Annotated in this window: 14 protein-coding genes; 7 read left to right on the top strand and 7 right to left on the bottom strand. The window is 72.4% G+C overall.

Features of this window, described 5'->3' with window-relative positions; translation table 11 throughout:
* Positions 1-534: 534 nt before the first annotated feature.
* Both AB0G63_RS37805 and AB0G63_RS37810 read right to left on the bottom strand, forming a co-directional pair.
* Positions 535-1,221: a response regulator gene (locus AB0G63_RS37805; RefSeq protein WP_360760008.1), complete on the bottom strand. Its 687-nt coding sequence runs from the start codon at positions 1,219-1,221 to the stop codon at positions 535-537.
* Entirely contained in the window at positions 1,218-2,843 is a 1,626-nt protein-coding gene (locus tag AB0G63_RS37810) for a sensor histidine kinase (protein ID WP_360760011.1), read from the bottom strand. The genes AB0G63_RS37805 and AB0G63_RS37810 overlap by 4 nt, the downstream gene beginning before the upstream one ends.
* 152 nt (positions 2,844-2,995) lie before the next feature.
* On the opposite strand from AB0G63_RS37810, the gene AB0G63_RS37815 reads away from it, so the two are divergent.
* Positions 2,996-4,378, top strand: coding sequence for a cation:dicarboxylase symporter family transporter (locus AB0G63_RS37815; RefSeq protein ID WP_360760013.1), 1,383 nt, complete (start codon positions 2,996-2,998; stop codon positions 4,376-4,378).
* A gap of 89 nt (positions 4,379-4,467) precedes the next feature.
* Here AB0G63_RS37815 and AB0G63_RS37820 read toward each other — a convergent pair whose 3' ends face one another.
* Complete coding sequence (locus AB0G63_RS37820; RefSeq protein WP_360760016.1) at positions 4,468-5,085, bottom strand: TetR/AcrR family transcriptional regulator; 618 nt, start codon at positions 5,083-5,085, stop codon at positions 4,468-4,470.
* Between the two features lie 213 nt (positions 5,086-5,298).
* Between AB0G63_RS37820 and AB0G63_RS37825 the strand changes: the two genes are divergently transcribed.
* From AB0G63_RS37825 to AB0G63_RS37835, 3 genes are all read left to right on the top strand, one after another.
* Positions 5,299-7,032 carry an MFS transporter gene (locus tag AB0G63_RS37825; RefSeq protein WP_360760019.1) on the top strand — a complete coding sequence of 578 codons (1,734 nt, stop codon included), beginning with the start codon at positions 5,299-5,301 and terminating at the stop codon, positions 7,030-7,032.
* 84 nt (positions 7,033-7,116) lie between these two features.
* Positions 7,117-7,881 carry a DUF2127 domain-containing protein gene (locus AB0G63_RS37830; protein ID WP_360760021.1) on the top strand — a complete coding sequence of 255 codons (765 nt, stop codon included), beginning with the start codon at positions 7,117-7,119 and terminating at the stop codon, positions 7,879-7,881.
* A gap of 163 nt (positions 7,882-8,044) precedes the next feature.
* The gene (locus AB0G63_RS37835; protein WP_360760024.1) at positions 8,045-8,794 is read left to right on the top strand and encodes a maleylpyruvate isomerase family mycothiol-dependent enzyme; all 750 of its coding nucleotides are present in this window, start codon (positions 8,045-8,047) and stop codon (positions 8,792-8,794) included.
* Between the two features lie 303 nt (positions 8,795-9,097).
* Here the strand turns inward: AB0G63_RS37835 and AB0G63_RS37840 are convergent, their stop codons facing one another.
* Positions 9,098-9,478 (bottom strand): hypothetical protein, encoded by a 381-nt coding sequence (locus tag AB0G63_RS37840; protein ID WP_360760027.1) that lies wholly within the window; start codon positions 9,476-9,478, stop codon positions 9,098-9,100.
* A gap of 209 nt (positions 9,479-9,687) precedes the next feature.
* Here AB0G63_RS37840 and AB0G63_RS37845 point away from each other — a divergent pair, with 209 nt between their 5' ends.
* From AB0G63_RS37845 to AB0G63_RS37855, 3 genes are all read left to right on the top strand, one after another.
* A complete protein-coding gene (locus AB0G63_RS37845) occupies positions 9,688-10,077 on the top strand; it encodes a MerR family transcriptional regulator (protein ID WP_324784754.1) in 390 nt (129 codons plus the stop codon).
* Positions 10,078-10,091: 14 nt separating this feature from the next.
* Positions 10,092-10,406: a thioredoxin domain-containing protein gene (locus AB0G63_RS37850; protein WP_360760030.1), complete on the top strand. Its 315-nt coding sequence runs from the start codon at positions 10,092-10,094 to the stop codon at positions 10,404-10,406.
* Between the two features lie 179 nt (positions 10,407-10,585).
* Complete coding sequence (locus AB0G63_RS37855; RefSeq protein WP_360760033.1) at positions 10,586-12,802, top strand: UvrD-helicase domain-containing protein; 2,217 nt, start codon at positions 10,586-10,588, stop codon at positions 12,800-12,802.
* A gap of 68 nt (positions 12,803-12,870) precedes the next feature.
* On the opposite strand, the gene glgB is transcribed toward AB0G63_RS37855, so the two are convergent.
* From glgB to AB0G63_RS37870, 3 genes are all read right to left on the bottom strand, one after another.
* Positions 12,871-15,837 (bottom strand): 1,4-alpha-glucan branching enzyme, encoded by a 2,967-nt coding sequence (gene glgB / locus AB0G63_RS37860; protein ID WP_360760036.1) that lies wholly within the window; start codon positions 15,835-15,837, stop codon positions 12,871-12,873.
* A 35-nt stretch (positions 15,838-15,872) separates the two neighbouring features.
* Positions 15,873-17,261: a maltokinase gene (locus tag AB0G63_RS37865; protein ID WP_360760039.1), complete on the bottom strand. Its 1,389-nt coding sequence runs from the start codon at positions 17,259-17,261 to the stop codon at positions 15,873-15,875.
* A 96-nt stretch (positions 17,262-17,357) separates the two neighbouring features.
* On the bottom strand, positions 17,358-17,727 hold a 370-nt coding region (locus tag AB0G63_RS37870; RefSeq protein WP_360760042.1), incomplete at its 5' end, for an alpha-glucosidase C-terminal domain-containing protein.

Raw genomic sequence — 17,727 nt, forward strand, 5'->3', positions numbered from 1 at the left:
CCGGCCTGGCGGCCTTCCGGCCTGGCGGCCTTCCGGCCTGGCGGCCTTCCGGCCTGGCGGCCTTCCGGCCTGGCGGCCTTCCGGCCTGGCGGCCTTCCGGCCTGGCGGCCTGAGGTTCCCCCGAGATGCGGGAAGAGGTGACAGAGGGGCAGATGGGTGTCAGGAGAGGAGCCCAGACGGTGCCTGCACCGAGGAAGTACCCGCTGGAGTTGCGTGAGCGTGCCGTCCGGATGTACCGGACCGCCGAGCCGAGGCCTGGCGGCCTGGCGGCTTTCCGGCCTGCGGCCTGGCGGCTTTCCGGCTTTCCGGCCTGGCGGCCTTCCGGCCTGCGGCCTGCGGCCTGGCGGCCTTCCGGCCTGCGGCCTGCGGCCTGGCGGCCTTCCGGCCTTCCGGCCTGCGGCCTGCGGCCTCGCTGTCTCGCGGTCCCCGCCGCCCGCCGCCCCCTCAGCCGCCGCTCCCTCCCTGACCGTGTGTGCCGGGCCGGGCCGCCGGGGAGGCATGGGCGGCTTGTGAATGTGCTTCGGTTGCGGTCGGCTACGGTGATTTCACCCAGCGGTAGCGCAGTTCTGGTCGGCCCACCGTTCCGTACTGCGGGTTCCGTGCCGCCCTCCCCGTGTCCACCAGGTGTTCCAGGTAGCGGCGGGCGGTGATCCGGGAGATGCCCACCGTCTCCGCCACCTGGGCGGCCGTCAGTCCCTCGGTGTGGTCGCGCAGTGCCACGGTCACGCGTTCCAGCGTCGGGGCGCTCAGGCCTTTCGGCAGGGCCGCCGGCGAGGGGGCGCGCAGCGTGGCCAGCGCCCGGTCGACCTCGTCCTGCCCGCTCGCCTCGCCCACCGCCGCGTGGAACTCGGCGTACCGCACCAGCCGGTCCCGCAGGGTCGCGAAGGTGAACGGCTTCAGCACGTACTGCACCACGCCCAGCGACACCCCCTCCCGCACCACCGCCAGATCCCGCGCCGACGTCACCGCTATGACGTCCGCCTGGTGCCCGGCCGCCCGCAGCGAGCGGGCCAGCTGCAGGCCGTGCACGTCGGGCAGGTGCAGGTCCAGCAGGAGCAGGTCGACGGGCGTGCGGTCCAGGACGCGGCGCGCCTCAGCCCCCGTGCGCGCCTTGCCGACGGCCACGAAGCCCGGCACCCGGCCGACGTACATGACGTGCGCGTCGGCGGCCACCGGGTCGTCCTCCACCACCAGGACGCGGATGGGCCGCTCGCCCGTCATGCGCCGCTCCCGGCGACCACGGCGCCCTGCTCGCTCAGCGGCAGCCGCACCTCGAACTCGGCCCCGCCCCCGTCCGCGTCCGCCACGGTCAGGGTGCCCGCGTGCCGGAGCACGGCCTGCCGGACGAGTGCCAGCCCCAGGCCGCGCCCGCCGGGTCCGGCCGGCTTGGTGGAGAACCCGCGCCGGAACACCAGCTCCGCGTGGTCCGGGTCCACCCCGCGGCCCGTGTCGGACACCCGCAGGACCAGTTCGTCCCCGTCCGTGTACGCCGTCACCGTCACCCGGGCCCGCAGGCTGCCCTGCGCCGCGTCCACGGCGTTGTCGACCAGGTTGCCCAGGATGGTCACCAGGTCCCGGGCCGGCAGGCTCTCCGGCAGCAGCCCGTCGTCCAGGCGGCTCTCCGGCGACACCACCAGCTCCACGCCCCGCTCGTTCGCCTGCGCCGTCTTGCCCAACAACAGCGCCGCGAGCACCGGTTCGCCGACCGCCGCGACCACCTGGTCGGTGAGCGCCTGGGCGAGTTCCAGCTCCGCCGTCGCGAACTCGACCGCCTCGTCCGCCCGGCCGAGCTCGATCAGCGACACCACCGTGTGCAGCCGGTTCGCGGCCTCGTGCGCCTGCGAGCGCAGCGCCTGTGTGAAGCCCCGCTCGGAGTCCAACTCGCCCATCAGGGACTGTAGTTCGGTCACGTCCCGCAGGGTGACCACGGTGCCCCGGCGCTCTCCGCCCGACACCGGCGAGGTGTTGACCACCAGGACCCGCGAGGACGTCAGGTGCACCTCGTCCACCCGGGGTTCGGAGGCCAGCAGCGCCCCGGTGAGCGGGGCCGGCAGCCCGAGTTCGGCCACCGACCTGCCCACCACGTCGGGCTCCACCCCCAGCAACTCCCGCCCGCCGTCGTTGATCAGCGCCACCCGGTACTGCCCGTCGAGCATCAGCAGCCCCTCACGCACCGCGTGCAGGGCGGCCTGGTGGTAGTCGTGCATGCGGCTCAGCTCGGTCGCGTTCATGCCGTGAGTGTGACGGCGCAGCCGGGCGTTGACGACGTAGGTGCCGACCGCGCCGAGGGCGAGGGCTCCCGCCGCGACGCCGAGCAGCGCCGACACCTGGCCCCGCGCCCGCTTGCTGATCGCGTCCACCTTGATGCCCGCGCTGACCAGGCCGACGATCCGGTGGTCGTCGCCGACGACCGGGGTGACGGCCCGCACCGACGGACCGAGCGTGCCCGTGTAGGTCTCGGTGAAGGACTCGCCCTTCAGCGCCCGGTCGATGGTGCCGCGGAAGTGCTTGCCGATCTGGTCCGCGCGGGGGTGCGTCCAGCGGATCCCGCGCGGGTCCATGATCGTGACGAAGTCGACGTCCGAGTCGCGCATCACCCGCAGCGCGTACGGCTGGAGGCGGGCGCTGGGGTCGGAGGTGCGGATCGCCGCCCGGACCGACGGGGAGTCCGCCACCGCACGGGTCACCGCCATGGCCTGCCGGCCGGCCGCCTCCTCGGCCTGCCGCTGGTCGCTGATGTAGGTGAACAGCGCGTACCCGGCGACGACGACCGCTATCAGCACGGCCTGCATGGCGAAGAGCTGCCCCGCCAGGCTGCGGGGTCTCGGGACGGGAAGGCGCATGCCGCCAGTGTGCCCCGCACGCCGGGCGTGAACTAAATGAACGCAAGCGTGACCGGCCCCACAGGCCGGGAGATAGTCACGGCAATCCCCCACAACCCCCGGACGTGAGCCGCACGCCGGTGTGACCGACGAAGACGTCAAGGAGGGCAGCCGTGGCCGCCAGCACCCCCGATACGGCACCTGCCGCACCCGCCGCCAAGCGGGACCGCACCCATTACCTGTACATCGCGGTCATCGCCGCGGTGGCGCTCGGGATCGCCGTGGGACTCATCTGGCCCGACGCGGGCGTCGAACTGAAGCCGCTCGGCACCGGCTTCGTGAACCTGATCAAGATGATGATCTCGCCGATCATCTTCTGCACGATCGTGCTCGGCATCGGGTCGGTCCGCAAGGCCGCCAAGGTCGGCGCCGTCGGCGGCATCGCGCTCGGCTACTTCCTGGTGATGTCGCTGGTCGCGCTGAGCATCGGACTGCTGGTCGGCAACGTCCTGCACCCCGGTGACGGGCTGCACCTGACCGACGCGGTCAAGGCGACCGGTCACGACCAGGTCTCCGCCGACGCGCTGCCGCCGGTCGACTTCGTGCTGTCGATCATCCCGGTGACCTTCGTGTCCGCGTTCACCGAGGGCCAGGTGCTGCAGACGCTGCTGGTGGCGCTGCTCGCCGGGTTCGCGCTGCAGGCCATGGGCCCGGCGGGCCGGCCGGTGCTGCGCGGCGTGGAGCACATCCAGCGGCTGGTCTTCCGCATCCTCGCCATGGTGATGTGGGCCGCCCCGGTCGGCGCCTTCGGAGCCATAGCCGCGGTCGTCGGCTCCTCCGGCGTCGACGCCCTCAAGAGCCTCGCGGTGCTGATGCTCGGCTTCTACGTCACCTGCGTGCTGTTCGTCTTCCTCGTCCTCGGCGTGCTGCTGCGGGTGCTCGCCGGGCTGAACATCCTCACCCTGTTCAAGTACCTGGCGCGGGAGTTCCTGCTGATCCTGTCCACCTCCTCCTCCGAGTCCGCGCTGCCGCGGCTCATCGCGAAGATGGAGCACCTGGGCGTCAGCAAGGCCGTGGTCGGCATCACCGTCCCGACCGGCTACTCCTTCAACCTCGACGGCACGATGATCTACATGACCATGGCGTCGCTCTACATCGCCGACGCCCTGGGCACCCCGATGTCCATCGGCGAGCAGATCCCGCTGCTGCTGTTCCTGCTGCTGGCGTCCAAGGGCGCGGCCGGCGTCAGCGGCGCCGGTCTGGCGACCCTGGCCGGCGGTCTGCAGTCGCACAAGCCCGCGCTGGTGGACGGCGTCGGCCTGATCGTCGGCATCGACCGGTTCATGAGCGAGGCCCGCGCCCTGACGAACTTCGCGGGCAACTCCGTCGCCACCGTCCTCATCGGCACCTGGACGAAGGAGATCGACAAGGACCGCGTCCGGCGGGTCCTCGCCGGCGAACTGCCCTTCGACGAGACGACACTCCTCGACGAGGACCAGGCCGAGCGCCCCGAGGTGCCCGAGCAGGGCAGCGAGAAGGAACTCGTCCGGGCGTAGCCCCCTGTCGTCCAGGTCTTCCGCACTCCGGGCGGCTGGGTGTTCCCCCCGTCGCTCAGCCGCCCGGTCCCTCGTCTCGATCCCTCGCGTCAACCGCTCAGTTTCGCCACCAGTCCGGTGGCCTCGCCGGCGGGCACGCCCGCCGCGGTCAGTACGGTGACCGCGGCGGAGCGGCCCGCCTTCGGCGATTCCAGCAGGTCCTCGTTCACCGCCTCCATCAGCGCGAACAGGATCTGCTCGTGCACGAAGGCGAGCGCCGGCGCGGGCAGCGGGGAGCTGAACTCCCCTTCGTCCAGACCCTGTTGGAGAAGTTCCACGGCGCTCTCCCGGACGGGCGCGAGGCGCTCGCGGATGCTCCGCACGGTGACCGTGCGCTGGGCGAGGGCCACGAGCAGCCGGTAGCGGTCGGCGATCTCCCAGATCGCGAGGACCGAACGCGCCACGGCCTCGGCGGGGTCGCGCACCCCCGCGCGGGCGGCCTCCTGCGCGACGGCCACCGCCTCCACGGCCCCGTCGATGATGGTGTCGACCAGCGCCTCACGACTCGGGAAGTGCCCGTACACGGTCCGTCGTACCACGCCCGCCGCGCGCGCGATCTGGTCCATGGACGCGTCGGGGTCGCGCAGCAGCTCGGCGAGGGCGACGTCGAGGATGCGGCGGCGGTTCGCGTCGGCGCGGCTGGTGTTACCCGTGGTCATGACCGCCATTGTGCCTGGCGCGCCCGGACGGACCGGCCCTTTCCCCGTGTGGGCTTCACCATGGCTTCACCCCCTTCATTTGCACAGCGGTGTGCAGGCGACGTACATTGCACATCGTTGTGCAACTGCACGCGACTGTGCAAGTCCTGCCGAAGTGAAGTCCTGCACTCCCGAAGTCCGGAACTCCCGAAGTCCTGTCGTCCGAGGAAGGCGCTCCCGCCCATGCGACTCGTCATGACCGAACCGGTCGAAAGGATGGACCGCCCCTACGCCCGGCGCTGGTGGGCGCTCCTGGTGCTCTGCCTGAGCCTGCTGATCATCGTGATGGCCAACACCGCCCTCACCGTCGCGGCGCCCGACATGACCCAGGACCTGGGCCTGTCCAGCGCCGACCTGCAGTGGGTGATCGACGGCTACACCGTGCCGTACGCCGCGCTGATGCTGCTGCTCGGCGCGATCGGCGACAAGTACAGCCGCCGCGGCGCGCTCGCCGCCGGGCTCACGGTGTTCGGGGCCGGTGCGGTCTTCGGCTACCTCGCCGACAGCGCCGCGACGGTCATCGCGGCGCGCGCCGTGATGGGAGCCGGCGCCGCGCTGATCATGCCCGCCACGCTCTCCCTGCTCGCCGCGACCTTCCCGCGTGCCGAGCGGGCCAGGGCGATCACCGCGTGGACCGCCACCGCCGGCCTGGCGATCGCGGCCGGCCCGGTCGTCGCCGGTGCGCTGCTGGAGCGCCACGGCTGGTCCTCGACGTTCCTGATCAACGTCCCCGTGGCCGCCGTCGCCCTGCTCGCGTGCTTCGTCCTCGTGCCGCCGTCCAGGGCCGCCCACCACGAGCGCATCGACCATGTCGGCGGCCTGCTGTCCGTGCTGTGGATCGGCTCGCTGGTCTACATGATCATCGAGGGCCCGCACTTCGGCTGGGGCGTGAAGGCGGTCACGGCCGCGGCCGTCGCGGGCGCCGGCCTGGTGGCCTTCGTGCTGTGGGAGCTGCGCCACCCGCGCCCGCTGATCGACGTACGCCGCTTCGCGCACCGCTCCTTCGCCGGCGCCAACCTCGCCGTGGCCCTGTTCTTCCTGGCCGTCTTCGGCGCCTTCTACTACCTCACCCAGTACCTGCAGTTCGTCCTCGGCTACGACGCCCTGGAGACCGGCCTGCGCATGCTGCCGCTCGCCGGCGCCGTCTTCGTCGGCGCGGGCCTGACCGGCCTGCTCACCCCGCGGGTCGGCATGAAGTGGACGGTCACCGCGGGCATGGTCGGCGGCACGACCGCCCTCGCGCTGCTCACCCGGATCGACGCCGGTTCGTCGTACGGCGATCTCGTCGTCCCCCTCGTCGTCCTGGGCCTGGCCATCGGGCTCGCGCTCTCGCCCTGCACGGACGCGATCATGGGGGTGTTCCCGGAGTCCGACCTCGGCGTCGGCGGCGCGGTGAACGACACCTCCCTGGAGCTCGGCGGCTCGCTCGGCATCGCGATCCTCGGTTCGCTGCTGGCGACGTCGTACTCGGACCGCCTCGCCGACGCCACCGCCGGCAGCCGGCTGCCCGCCTCCGGCCTGGCCACCGCGCAGGACTCGGTCGGCGCCGGGTACGCGGTCGCCCGCGGCCTCGGCGAGAAGGCGAGGCAGGCCGCCGCGCAGGCCCAGCAGGCGACCGACCCGCAGCAGGCCGCCGGCCTGAAGGCCCAGGCCGGACAGCTCGCCGAGGGCGCCCGGCAACTGGCGGACGCGGTCGGCTCGGCCTTCGCCGACGCGGTCGCCCGCACCAGCCTGACCGGGGCGGTGATCCTCGGCGTCGGCACGGTCCTCGTGGCGGTGCTGCTGCCGCGCGGACGGAAGGCCGCGGGGCCGGCCGGCGCCGAGGGGGCCGCCGTGGCCGCGGGGACGGCCGGGTCCGACGAGGATCAGGACGAGAAGAGGAGCGAGAAGGTGCGGGAGTCCAGCGGGAGCCGCTGATCCTCACCGATCTCTTACCCTCGTCCACTAGCGTGCCGCGCCGGCGATGTACCGGCGCGGCACGTATCTGTGGAGGCACGCGGGATGGCGATCGACTGGGACCGGCGGACGTGCGCGCGCAAGGGGCACGTCACCTACGCGCCGGACGACCCCCGCCTGCGGGTGCGGCTGCACGCCGAGACCGCGCTCGGCGAGGTGTGGCGCTGCCTGCGCTGCGGCGACTTCGTGCTCGGCGAGCCGCACGGCTCGGGGCCCGCCGCCGACGCCCCGCTGGTGCCGCGCGGCAAGGTGCTGCGGGACCTGTTCGTGCTGCGTTTCCTGGCGATCGAACGGGCGGTGCGCGGCGTGTTCATCGTGCTGGTCGCGGTGGCCGTGTGGAGGTTCAGCAACAGCCAGGACGCGGTGCGCCGGCTCTTCGACGAGTACCTCGACGTCTTCCGGCCGGTCTTCCGGCACTTCCACTACGACCTGGACCACTCGCCCGTCGTCGGCACCATCCAGAAGGCCTTCGGCTACCGGCACGACACCCTCCTGCTGCTGGCCGGGCTGCTGCTGGCCTACGCGCTGGTCGAACTCGTCGAGGCGGTCGGCCTCTGGTACGCAAAGCGCTGGGCGGAGTACCTGACGGTGGTCGCCACCTCCGCCTTCCTGCCGCTGGAGATCTACGAACTCACCGGGCACGTCAGCTGGCTGAAGATCACCACCCTGGTCCTCAACATCCTCGCCGTCCTCTACATCGCCCTCACCAAACGCCTGTTCGGCCTGCGCGGCGGCCGCGCCGCCTTCGACCGGGAACGGCAGAGCGCCTCACTGCTGGAGGTGGAGGAGTCCGCGGGCGTGCTGGTCTAGGGCCGTACCGGATCCGGCCGCGACCTGGGGGCTTGCACTTTCCGCGCCCGTCGTCAACACCCCTTCCGTACTTTTCCAGGACCTTTCCGGCATCTTGGTGTCGGCCGGGTTCCCTGCCTACTTTGGTCAGCGAAGCTTGCCGGTCGACTAGGTGGTGATCCCCATGGTCACGGTCCTGGACAGGGACGAGCTCTGGCGCTACGTCGACCAGGAGCGGGCGAGCCTGGCCGATCTGCTGGAGGGACTGAGCCCCGAGGAATGGGAGGCGCCCACCCTGTGCGGCGACTGGCGGGTGCGGGACGTAGCCGCGCACCTGACCGTCGGGCCGCGCAGCCACGGGCGGGACGTCCTGCGTGAGCTGCTGCGCGCGCACGGAGACCCCCACCGCATGATCCACGACGTGTCGGTCCGCGAGGGACGGCGGCCCGTCGGCGAGATCGTCGCCGCGCTGCGCTCCGCCGTGGGCTCCCGCCGCACGGCGCCGGGCACCACCCCGCACGAGACGCTGCTCGACCTGCTGGTCCACGGCCAGGACATCGCACTGGCCCTCGGCCGGCAGCGGGAGATGCCGCCGGCGGCGGCCCGCGACGCGGCCGAACGCGTTTGGACCATGCGCTTCCCGCTCCGTCCGTGGCCGCGGCCGCAGGCCCGGCTCGTCGCCACCGACATCGACTGGGCGCGCGGGGAGGGCGAGGAGGTCCGCGCACCGATGGCGGCGCTGCTTCTGCTGCTCACCGGACGCCCCGAGGCGGCCCGGGCGTGGTTCCGGCGGGCCGAGGAGCCGATGTGGTCGAGGGCCCAGTGCTGGCTGGGATGCGAACCGCCGACGCTCCACCCGGCCGCGGCGCACAGTACGGTCCCCCCGGCCGCGGCGCACAGTACGGTCCCCCCGGCCGCGACGCACAGGCGGTGACACGGCGCGGGCGGCGGGACGGCCTGGTGCCGGGACCCCCGCGGCAAACCCGTCGGGGCAAACCCGTCGGGGCAAACCCGTCGGTGAGCCGGACAGGTCCGACTACGGTCTGACCGGCAGCGCATCACCGGCACTCCCGGGTCCGGCGCGCTCCCGTCCGTCCGCTGCGCTGGGCCCGACGCCACCATCCGGCCCCCGCCGTCGAGGACCTGGACGGTCACACGGAGAAGCCCGGGAGAAGCACGGGCGGCTTCTCCCGACCATAGGAAGGCGCGGTCGGACGCGTCCGGCTCCGTGTGTTCCTTACGCTGGTGCGCGCAGTGCCGGCGCGAGTACGAGGACGATGACCGCGAGGTTGGCCACGGTGCCGAACGGCAAGTACCACAGGCCGAGTGCGGCAAGGACAAGTACCGCCCACCACGCCCCTTGGACCCGTGCGGCGAATGCGACGCCGGCAGCGAGGTAGGCACCGGCGTATCCGACGAAAACCGCCTTGACCGGCATCGACCGCGGGTCGAGGCCCACTGCGGACAGCAGGCTGGCCCATGGTCCCAGCCGGCCTGCGTGTGTTCCGCTGCTCGGGGTGACGAAATCCCCGCCGACCAGGGCATGCAGGCCGTCGAACAGCATCCATCCGCCGATGATCACAACAAGGGTCAGCACGACCCAGCCTGTCCAATGCACGACGGACTCCTCGAGGCCCTGCTGGGCCGGTTCACCACTGGCTGGCGACAGACCTTATCGGACCGGACCGTGCCTGCCATCACGGAGCAGGGGAGCGGGGACGAGCACACGGGGCTCCCGCGGTGCGTCCGCGGTTCTCGCCGCTCGCTCCCTCTCGGCCCATGGGAACGGTTGCCTTGACGTCGGCGTCAAGCCGTACCGTCGAACGCATGCGAATCGGCGAGCTGGCCGCACGGGCCGGGACCACTACGCGGACGCTGCGGTACTACGAGTCGCGCGGGCTGCTGCCCGCGCGGCGCGGCGACAACGGGTACCGGACGTACGACGAGAGCGATCTCAGGCTGCTCCGGCAGATCAGGACCCTGCAGGACTTCGGGTTCGAGCTGGAGGAGACGCGGCCCTTCGTGGAGTGCCTGCGGGCGGGGCACCCGGAGGGTGACACCTGTCCCGCCTCGATCGAGGTCTACCGGCGCAAGCTGGACGAACTCGACGCCTTGATCGGGGAGCTGCAGGCCGTGCGGGCGAAGATCGGCGTGCGGCTGGCCATGGCCGAAGGCGAACCACCACCATTGTGCGAACTGGGAGGGACGGAACTGTGATCAGGGCGGCCGGAGTGACCGAGGTGACCGACGCGGACTTCGCGGCGGAGGTGATCGGGGCGGACATGCCGGTGCTGGTGGAGTTCACCGCCGACTGGTGCCCGCCGTGCCGGCAGATGGGCCCGGTGCTCACCGCCCTCGCGGCCGAGGAGGGCGAGCGGCTGAAGGTGGTCCAGCTGGACGTGGACACCAGTCCGGAGACGACGAACGCGTACAAGGTGCTGTCGATGCCGACCTTCATGGTCTTCCGGGACGGCGAGCCGGTGAAGGCGATGGTGGGCGCCCGGCCCAAGCGGCGGCTGCTGGAGGAGCTGTCCGACGTGCTGTGACCGGTGTGACCGGCCCGGACGACGCCACGAAAAATCCCCCGAGCAATTGCGCTCGGGGGATTTTCTTGCGTATATTCAATGATTCGCGACTTCATGAATCCGGGTCGCGAAAAGTTCAGTGAGCAGAGTATATCCGGGCGGGAGCGGAATTGTCAAACACCGACTTTCATGACGGTGAATTGAGGCGTGAACAGGAATTCATCGACGGCGTGTACGCGCGCGTCGACGCCCTGCGCGGCGACACCGAGACCGCCGTCACCGACGCGCTCGCGCAGGGCAGCACGCCCATGCAGGCCCGGCTCGAGCGGGACATCCTGGTCGCCGAGCGCTCCGGGCTGCTCGCCGCGCTGAACGCGGTCGACGGCTCGCTCTGCTTCGGCCGCATCGACCTCGCCTCGGGCGACAGCCACCACATCGGCCGCGTCGGCCTGCGCACGGACGACGCCGAGCGCACTCCGATCCTCATCGACTGGCGGGCCGATGTGGCCCGCCCCTTCTACCTGGCCACCGGCCACACCCCGATGGGCCTGCGCAGGCGCCGGCACATCACCACCAGCGGCCGCACGGTGACCGCCCTGCACGACGAGATCCTCGACCTCGGCGACGAGACGCGCACCGGCCACGAGGACCCGTCCGGCGACGCCGTGCTGCTGGCCGCGCTCAACTCCGCGCGCACCGGCCGGATGGGCGACATCGTGCAGACCATCCAGGCCGAGCAGGACCGGATCATCCGCGCCCCGCACCGCGGGGTGCTGGTCGTCGAGGGCGGCCCCGGCACCGGCAAGACGGCGGTCGCGCTGCACCGCGCGGCCTACCTCCTGTACGAGCACCGGGAACTGCTGGCCAAGCGCGCGGTGCTCATCGTCGGCCCGAACCCGGCCTTCCTGGGCTACATCGGCGAGGTGCTGCCCTCCCTCGGCGAGACCGGCGTGCTGCTGTCGACGGTGGGCGAGTTGTTCCCCGGCGTGAAGGCGACGGCCGCCGACACCCGCGAGGCGGCCGCGGTCAAGGGGCGCGCCGCCATGGCGGACGTGCTCGCCGAGGTCGTCCGCGACTGGCAGGCGCTGCCCGAACCGGTGATCGCGATCGAGCACGACCGCGAGATCCTGATGCTCGACGACGACCTGGTGCGCGTGGCGCGGGAGCGCACCCGCGCCGCCGGGCTGCCGCACAACGTCGCCCGTGAGACCTTCGAGGGCCACATCCTCAACACGCTCACCGACATGGTCGCCGAGCGCATCGGCACCGACCCCTACGACGGCACGAACCTCCTCGACCCGAGCGACATCACCCAGATCCGGGACGAACTCGCCGAGAACCCCGAGGTGTGGGCCGCCATCGACCAGCTCTGGCCGCGGCTGACGCCCGAGCGGCTGGTCGCGGACTTCCTCGCCGACCCCGTCGGCTACCTCCCCGACGAGGACGCGGCCGCCGTCCGGCGCCCGGTGACCCGGGCGTGGACCGTGGCGGACGTGCCGCTGCTGGACGAGGCGGCCGAACTCCTCGGCGAGGACGACCGCACGGCCCGGGCGCGCGCGGACCGTGAGCGCCGGACGCAGATCGCCTACGCGCAGGGCGTCCTCGACGTCTCCTACGCCTCCCGCACCTACGAGTTCGACGACAAGGAGGACGAGGACAGCGAGGTGCTGTCCGCGCACGACATCATCGACGCCGAACGCTTCGCCGAACGGCACGAGGAGGACGACCACCGCAGCGCCGCCGAGCGCGCGGCGGCCGACCGCACCTGGGCGTTCGGGCACATCATCGTCGACGAGGCGCAGGAACTGTCGCCCATGGCGTGGCGGATGCTGATGCGGCGCTGCCCCACCCGCTCGATGACCCTGGTGGGCGACCCGGCGCAGACCGCGGAGGCGGCCGGTGTCGGCTCCTGGGCGAAGATCCTCGAGCCCTACGTCGAGGACCGCTGGGTGCACACCCGCCTGGGCGTCAACTACCGTACCCCCGCCGAGATCATGGAACTGGCGGCGGCCGTCGTACGGGCCGAGGACCCGGACTTCACGCCGCCGAGCTCCGTGCGGTCCACGGGCGTACGGCCCTGGATCCGCGCCACCGCCGACCTGCCCGGCGCCGTGGCCGAGGCGGTACGGGAACTCACCCCGGCCGAGGGCCGGCTGGCGGTCATCGCCCCGCGCGAGCTGCACCGCAAGCTGGCCGCACGACTGGACGGGGTGACGGCGGGCGCGCAGCCCGATCTGACTCGCTCGGTCGTCCTGCTGGACCCGCGGCAGGCCAAGGGGCTGGAGTTCGACACGGTGCTGGTGGTCGAGCCCGGACGGTACGGCACGAGCGACCTGTACGTGGCGCTGACCCGGGCCACCCAGCGGCTGGGCGTACTGCACACCGGAAAGCTGCCGAAGGCGCTGGCCGCCGGCTGAACACCGGTGGGCGCGACGACCGCTGCCGTCCGGCAGGAGTGCCGGACGGCAGCGGTCGCCGGACCGGCCTACGCCGGGCGCAGCCAGACCGTCGCCAGCGGCGGCAGCGTCAGCCGGACACTGGCCGGGCGGCCGTGCGCTCCCTGGGGCTCCGGTTTGACGATGTCCGGGTTGGTGACGTCGCTGCCGCCGTACTTCGCCGCGTCGGTGTTCAGGACCTCGTGCCAGGCGGGGACGTCGTCGGGTACGCCGAGGCGGTACCCGGTCCGTACGACGGGGGCGAAGTTGGAGACCGCGAGCAGCGGGCTGCCGTCGGCGTCCAGCCTCAGGAACGCGAAGACGTTGTCCTCGGCCGCGTCCCCGACGATCCACTGGAAGCCGTCGGGTTCGGTGTCGCGCTGCCACAGGGCGGGCGTGTGCCGGTAGACGGTGTTGAGGTCGCGGACCAGGTCGCGCACGCCCCGGTGGTCGGCCTCGGCGCCGTAGCCCGGGTCGAGCAGCCACCAGTCGGGGCCGTGCGTCTCGGACCACTCGGCGCCCTGGGCGAACTCCTGCCCCATGAAGAGGAGTTGCTTGCCCGGGTGGGACCACATGAAGCCGAGGTAGGCGCGCAGGTTGGCCCGCTGCTGCCACCAGTCGCCGGGCATCTTCGACACCAGCGAGCCCTTGCCGTGGACCACCTCGTCGTGGGAGATGGGCAGGACGTAGTTCTCGCTGTAGGCGTACACCATCGAGAAGGTCATCTCGTCGTGGTGGTACTTGCGGTGGACCGGGTCGTGGCTCATGTAGTCCAGCGAGTCGTGCATCCAGCCCATGTTCCACTTCAGGCCGAAACCGAGCCCGCCGAAGCCGCCCGGTCCCTTGTGGTGGGTGGCCCGTGTGACGCCGTCCCACGCCGTCGACTCCTCCGCGACGGTCACCACGCCCGGCACCCGCCGGTACACGGTGGCGTTCATCTCCTGCAGGAACGCCACCGCGTCCAGGTTCTCCCGCCCGCCGTGCACGTTCGGCGTCCACTGGCCCGGCTCGCGCGAGTAGTCGAGGTAGAGCATGGAGGCGACCGCGTCCACCCGCAGGCCGTCGATGTGGAACTCCTCGCACCAGTAAACGGCGTTGGCGACCAGGAAGTTGCGCACCTCGTTGCGCCCGTAGTCGAACTCCAGGGTGCCCCAGTCGGGGTGCGCGGCGCGCAGCGGGTCCTGGTGCTCGTACAGCGGGCGGCCGTCGAACTCGGCCAGTGCCCAGGCGTCCCGCGGGAAGTGCGCCGGGACCCAGTCCATCAGGACGCCGACACCGGCCTGGTGCAGCGCGTCCACCAGGTACTTGAAGTCGTCGGGGGTGCCCAGCCGGGCGGTGGGCGCGTAGAAGCCGGTGACCTGGTAGCCCCAGGAGCCGCCGAAGGGATGCTCGGCGACCGGCATCAGCTCGACGTGCGTGAAGCCGAGGTCCTTGACGTACCTGGGCAGCTGCTCGGCCAGCTGACGATACGTCAGCCCCGGTCGCCAGGACGGCAGGTGTACCTCGTACACGGAGAAGGGTGCCTTGTGCGCGGGGAGTTCGGTGCGGCGCTCCAGCCACTCGGCGTCCTGCCAGACGTGGTGCGAGGCGGTGACGATCGAGGAGGTGGCGGGCGGGACCTCCGTGCGGCGGGCCAGCGGGTCGGCGCGCAGCGTCTTCGATCCGTCGGGCCGGGTGATCTCGAACTTGTACAGCTCGCCCTCGCCGATGCCGGGCACGAACAGCTCCCAGACGCCGGACGAGCCCAGCGCGCGCATCGCGTGGCCCGTGCCGTCCCAGAAGTTGAAGGTGCCGGCCACGCGCACGCCGCGCGCGTTCGGCGCCCAGACCGCGAAGCGGGTGCCGGCCACGCCCTGGTGGGTCATGGGATGCGCACCCAGGGCCTGCCACAGCTCCTCGTGGCGTCCCTCGCCGATCAGGTGCAGGTCGAGATCGCCGAGCGTGGGCAGGAAGCCGTAGGCGTCCGGGGTGTCCTGCACCGTGCCCTCGTACGCCACCAGGAGCCGGTAGACCGGGACCTCGGACAGGGGCAGCAGGCCGGAGAAGAAGCCGTCGCCGTCGTCGTGCAGCTCCGCCCGCAGCTCCCCGGCGACGACGGTGACCGACAGCGCGTACGGGCGGAAGGCGCGGAAGGCCACCCCGCCGGGCACCGGGTGGGCGCCCAGCACGGAGTGCGGGGAGTGGTGCGAGCCGTCGAGCAGCCGCTCGCGGTCCGCGGCCCCGACGGCGGGGGAGACGGCGACCTCGACGGGGGTCTCGACTGGGGTCTCGACGGAGGGCTCAGCGGGGGTCTCCTGCGTGGCGACCGGGGCCGGCGCCGTCACGGGGGCCGGCCGGGCCGCCGGTTCGGCGGCCTTCCGGGGCGCGCTCTTCCTGGGGGTGGTCTTCTTCGCGGCGGCGGTGGTCTTCCGGGCGGCGGCCTTCTCGGCCGCGCCCGCCGCGACGACGGCGGTCTCCCCGGCCGACGGCCCGCCCACGGCCTTCTTCGCCACGGTCTTCTTCGCCACGGTCTTCTTCGCGACGGCCTTCTTCGCCACGGCCTTCTTGACGGCCGTCTTCTCGGCAGCGGTCTTCTCGGCGGCCGTCCTCTTGACCGCCGTCTTCTTCACCGCGGTCTTCCTGGCAGCGGTTTCCCCGGCAGCGGTTTTCCGGGCGGCGGTCTTCTTGGCGGGAGTGGTCGCCGCGGCGGCGGTCTGCGCGGCGGCCTTCTTGGTCACCGCCTTCTTCGCCACGGCCTTCTTGGCGACGGCCTTCTTGGCCGCCGTCTTCTTCACCGCCGTCTTCTTCGCCGCCGTCTTCGCTCCCGCCGATCCGGCGGGAGCGACCGCCTTCTCCGCGGCCTTCTTCACGCTCTTCGCCGCCTTCTCGGCGGTCTTGCGTACGGTGCTCTTCCCGGCCGGGCTGTTCCCGGCCGGGGTCTTCTCGGCTGTCCTCTTCGCGGTGCTCGTCTCCGCGGCGGCCGTCTCCTCGGCCGTCTGCTTCGGATCCGGTCCGCTGGACGGGGGGCGGGGGGTCACGGGCGGAGCCTCCTGGGCGACGTCAGGTCGGTCGGTCAGATCAGGTCGGACGCGGCGTAGCGCTCGATCGCCGCCATCGGTACGGGGAGCCAGTCCGGACGGTGCCGGGCCTCGTAGAGGACCTCGTACACGGCCTTGTCCGTCTCGTGGGCCCGCAGCAGCACCGGGTCGGTGCGCGGATCGCGGCCGCTGACCTCCGCGTATCCGGAGCAGTAGGCGGCCCGGCACGTCTCGGCCCACTCCGGCGCGGGCGGGTCCGCCGAGAGCGCCGCGTAGTCGAAGGAGCGCAGCATGCCCGCGATGTCCCGCACCGGCGGCTGCGGCAGCCGCCGCTCGGACAGCGGCTTCGACGGTTCCCCCTCGAAGTCGATCAGCCACCACTGGCCGGCCGGCGAGCGCAGGCACTGCCCGAGGTGCAGGTCGCCGTGGACGCGCTGCGCGGTCCAGGTGTGCCCCTCGGCGGCCAGGTCGGCCAGTGCCGTGAACGCCGTGCGCAGCCCGGGCGCGTACGGCCGCAGCGCGGGCACCGCCTGTGCGGCCGTGTCCAGGCGCTCCATCATCCCGTCGGCCATCGACTGCACCTGGTGGTGGGCCAGGGTGACGGTCGGCAGGGCGCGGGCCAGCGCCGTGTGCACCTCGGCGGTGGCGCGCCCGAGGGCGCGCGCCTCGGCGCCGAAGTCCTCGCCCTTGGCCAGCTCGCGCAGCGCCAGCTCCCAGCCGTCCGCCGCGCCCTGCAGGAAGGGCTGCAGCACACCGAGGACGTACGGCTCACCGCCCAGCTCGGCCCGCAGCCACGCCACCGGCGCCGGCACCCGCGGGCAGCCCTCGCGGGCCAGCGCCAGCGGCAGCTCCAGATCGGGGTTGACGCCGGGCACGATGCGGCGCAGCAGCTTGAGAATAAACGTATCTCCATAGACGACGGACGAGTTCGACTGCTCGGCGGTCATCACGCGGGGCACGAGCCCGCCGCGGATCTCCTGGGCCGGGTCCCGCTCGAAGCGAAGCCCGCCGATCCGGGCCTGGGTGCGCATCGCCTCCAGGAGCAGCTCGGCGGGCCGGGGGTCGTACAGGGCCTCGTACACCGTGTGACCGGCGAGCGGGCCCTCCTCCACGTGTCCGATCAGCGCGGGCGCCAGCCGGGGCGGCAGCGCCTCGCGCGCGCCTATCAGCAACTGGTAGCAGTCGCCGGGGTGGGATTCGCCGCCCGGCGTGGACGGCTGGTGCGCGCGCACCAGCAGGTGGTACAGGCCCAGCTTGCCGCCGGTGGGCAGCAGCTCGGTGACGGCGACCAGCGAGAACCCGGTGACCGGACGTCCCTTTCCCGCGAACCAGCGCTGCCGCGGCAGCCACTCGCGCAGCAGTGGATCCAGAGACGCCAGGAGGCCGGGACTGCTGGTGACGGTTCGGGTGACGGCTTCCGACATACGTCGCGTCCTTTCCCCGGGGGTGGTCGGGGTGTTACTGATGCGTGCCCCGGGTGGGGCGGGAGAAACCGCCCCACCCGGGGTCGGGCCCACGCCCTACGCGGCGTCCTTGCGCAGCCGGAACCAGTAGAAGCCGTGCCCGGCGAGGGTCAGCAGGTACGGCAGCTCACCGATGGCCGGGAAACGCACCCCGCCGAACAGCTCGACCGGGTGGCGTCCGATGAACGCGCTCAGGTCCAGCTCCGTCGGCTGCGCGAACCGGGAGAAGTTGTTCACGCACAGCACGAGGTCGTCCTCGTACTCGCGCAGGAACGCGATCACGGCCGGGTTCGACGACGGCAGCTCCCGGTAGGAGCCGAGGCCGAAGGCGAGGTTCTGCTTGCGGATCTCGATCATGCGGCGGGTCCAGTGCAGCAGCGAGGACGGCGACGCCATCGACGCCTCCACGTTGGTGACCTGGTACCCG

Origin of the sequence: Streptomyces sp. NPDC020996 (assembly GCF_040641355.1) — a bacterium.
In the GTDB taxonomy this organism is placed as follows: Bacteria; Actinomycetota; Actinomycetes; order Streptomycetales; family Streptomycetaceae; genus Streptomyces.

Bases quoted from the DNA above. Each gene is read 5' to 3' on its own strand.
- AB0G63_RS37805 (WP_360760008.1), bottom strand. From the start codon at position 1,221: ATGACGGGCGAGCGGCCCATCCGCGTCCTGGTGGTGGAGGACGACCCG.
- AB0G63_RS37810 (WP_360760011.1), bottom strand. From the start codon at position 2,843: ATGCGCCTTCCCGTCCCGAGACCCCGCAGCCTGGCGGGGCAGCTCTTC.
- AB0G63_RS37820 (WP_360760016.1), bottom strand. From the start codon at position 5,085: ATGGCGGTCATGACCACGGGTAACACCAGCCGCGCCGACGCGAACCGC.
- AB0G63_RS37825 (WP_360760019.1), top strand. From the start codon at position 5,299: ATGCGACTCGTCATGACCGAACCGGTCGAAAGGATGGACCGCCCCTAC.
- AB0G63_RS37830 (WP_360760021.1), top strand. From the start codon at position 7,117: ATGGCGATCGACTGGGACCGGCGGACGTGCGCGCGCAAGGGGCACGTC.
- AB0G63_RS37835 (WP_360760024.1), top strand. From the start codon at position 8,045: ATGGTCACGGTCCTGGACAGGGACGAGCTCTGGCGCTACGTCGACCAG.
- AB0G63_RS37845 (WP_324784754.1), top strand. From the start codon at position 9,688: ATGCGAATCGGCGAGCTGGCCGCACGGGCCGGGACCACTACGCGGACG.
- AB0G63_RS37865 (WP_360760039.1), bottom strand. From the start codon at position 17,261: ATGTCGGAAGCCGTCACCCGAACCGTCACCAGCAGTCCCGGCCTCCTG.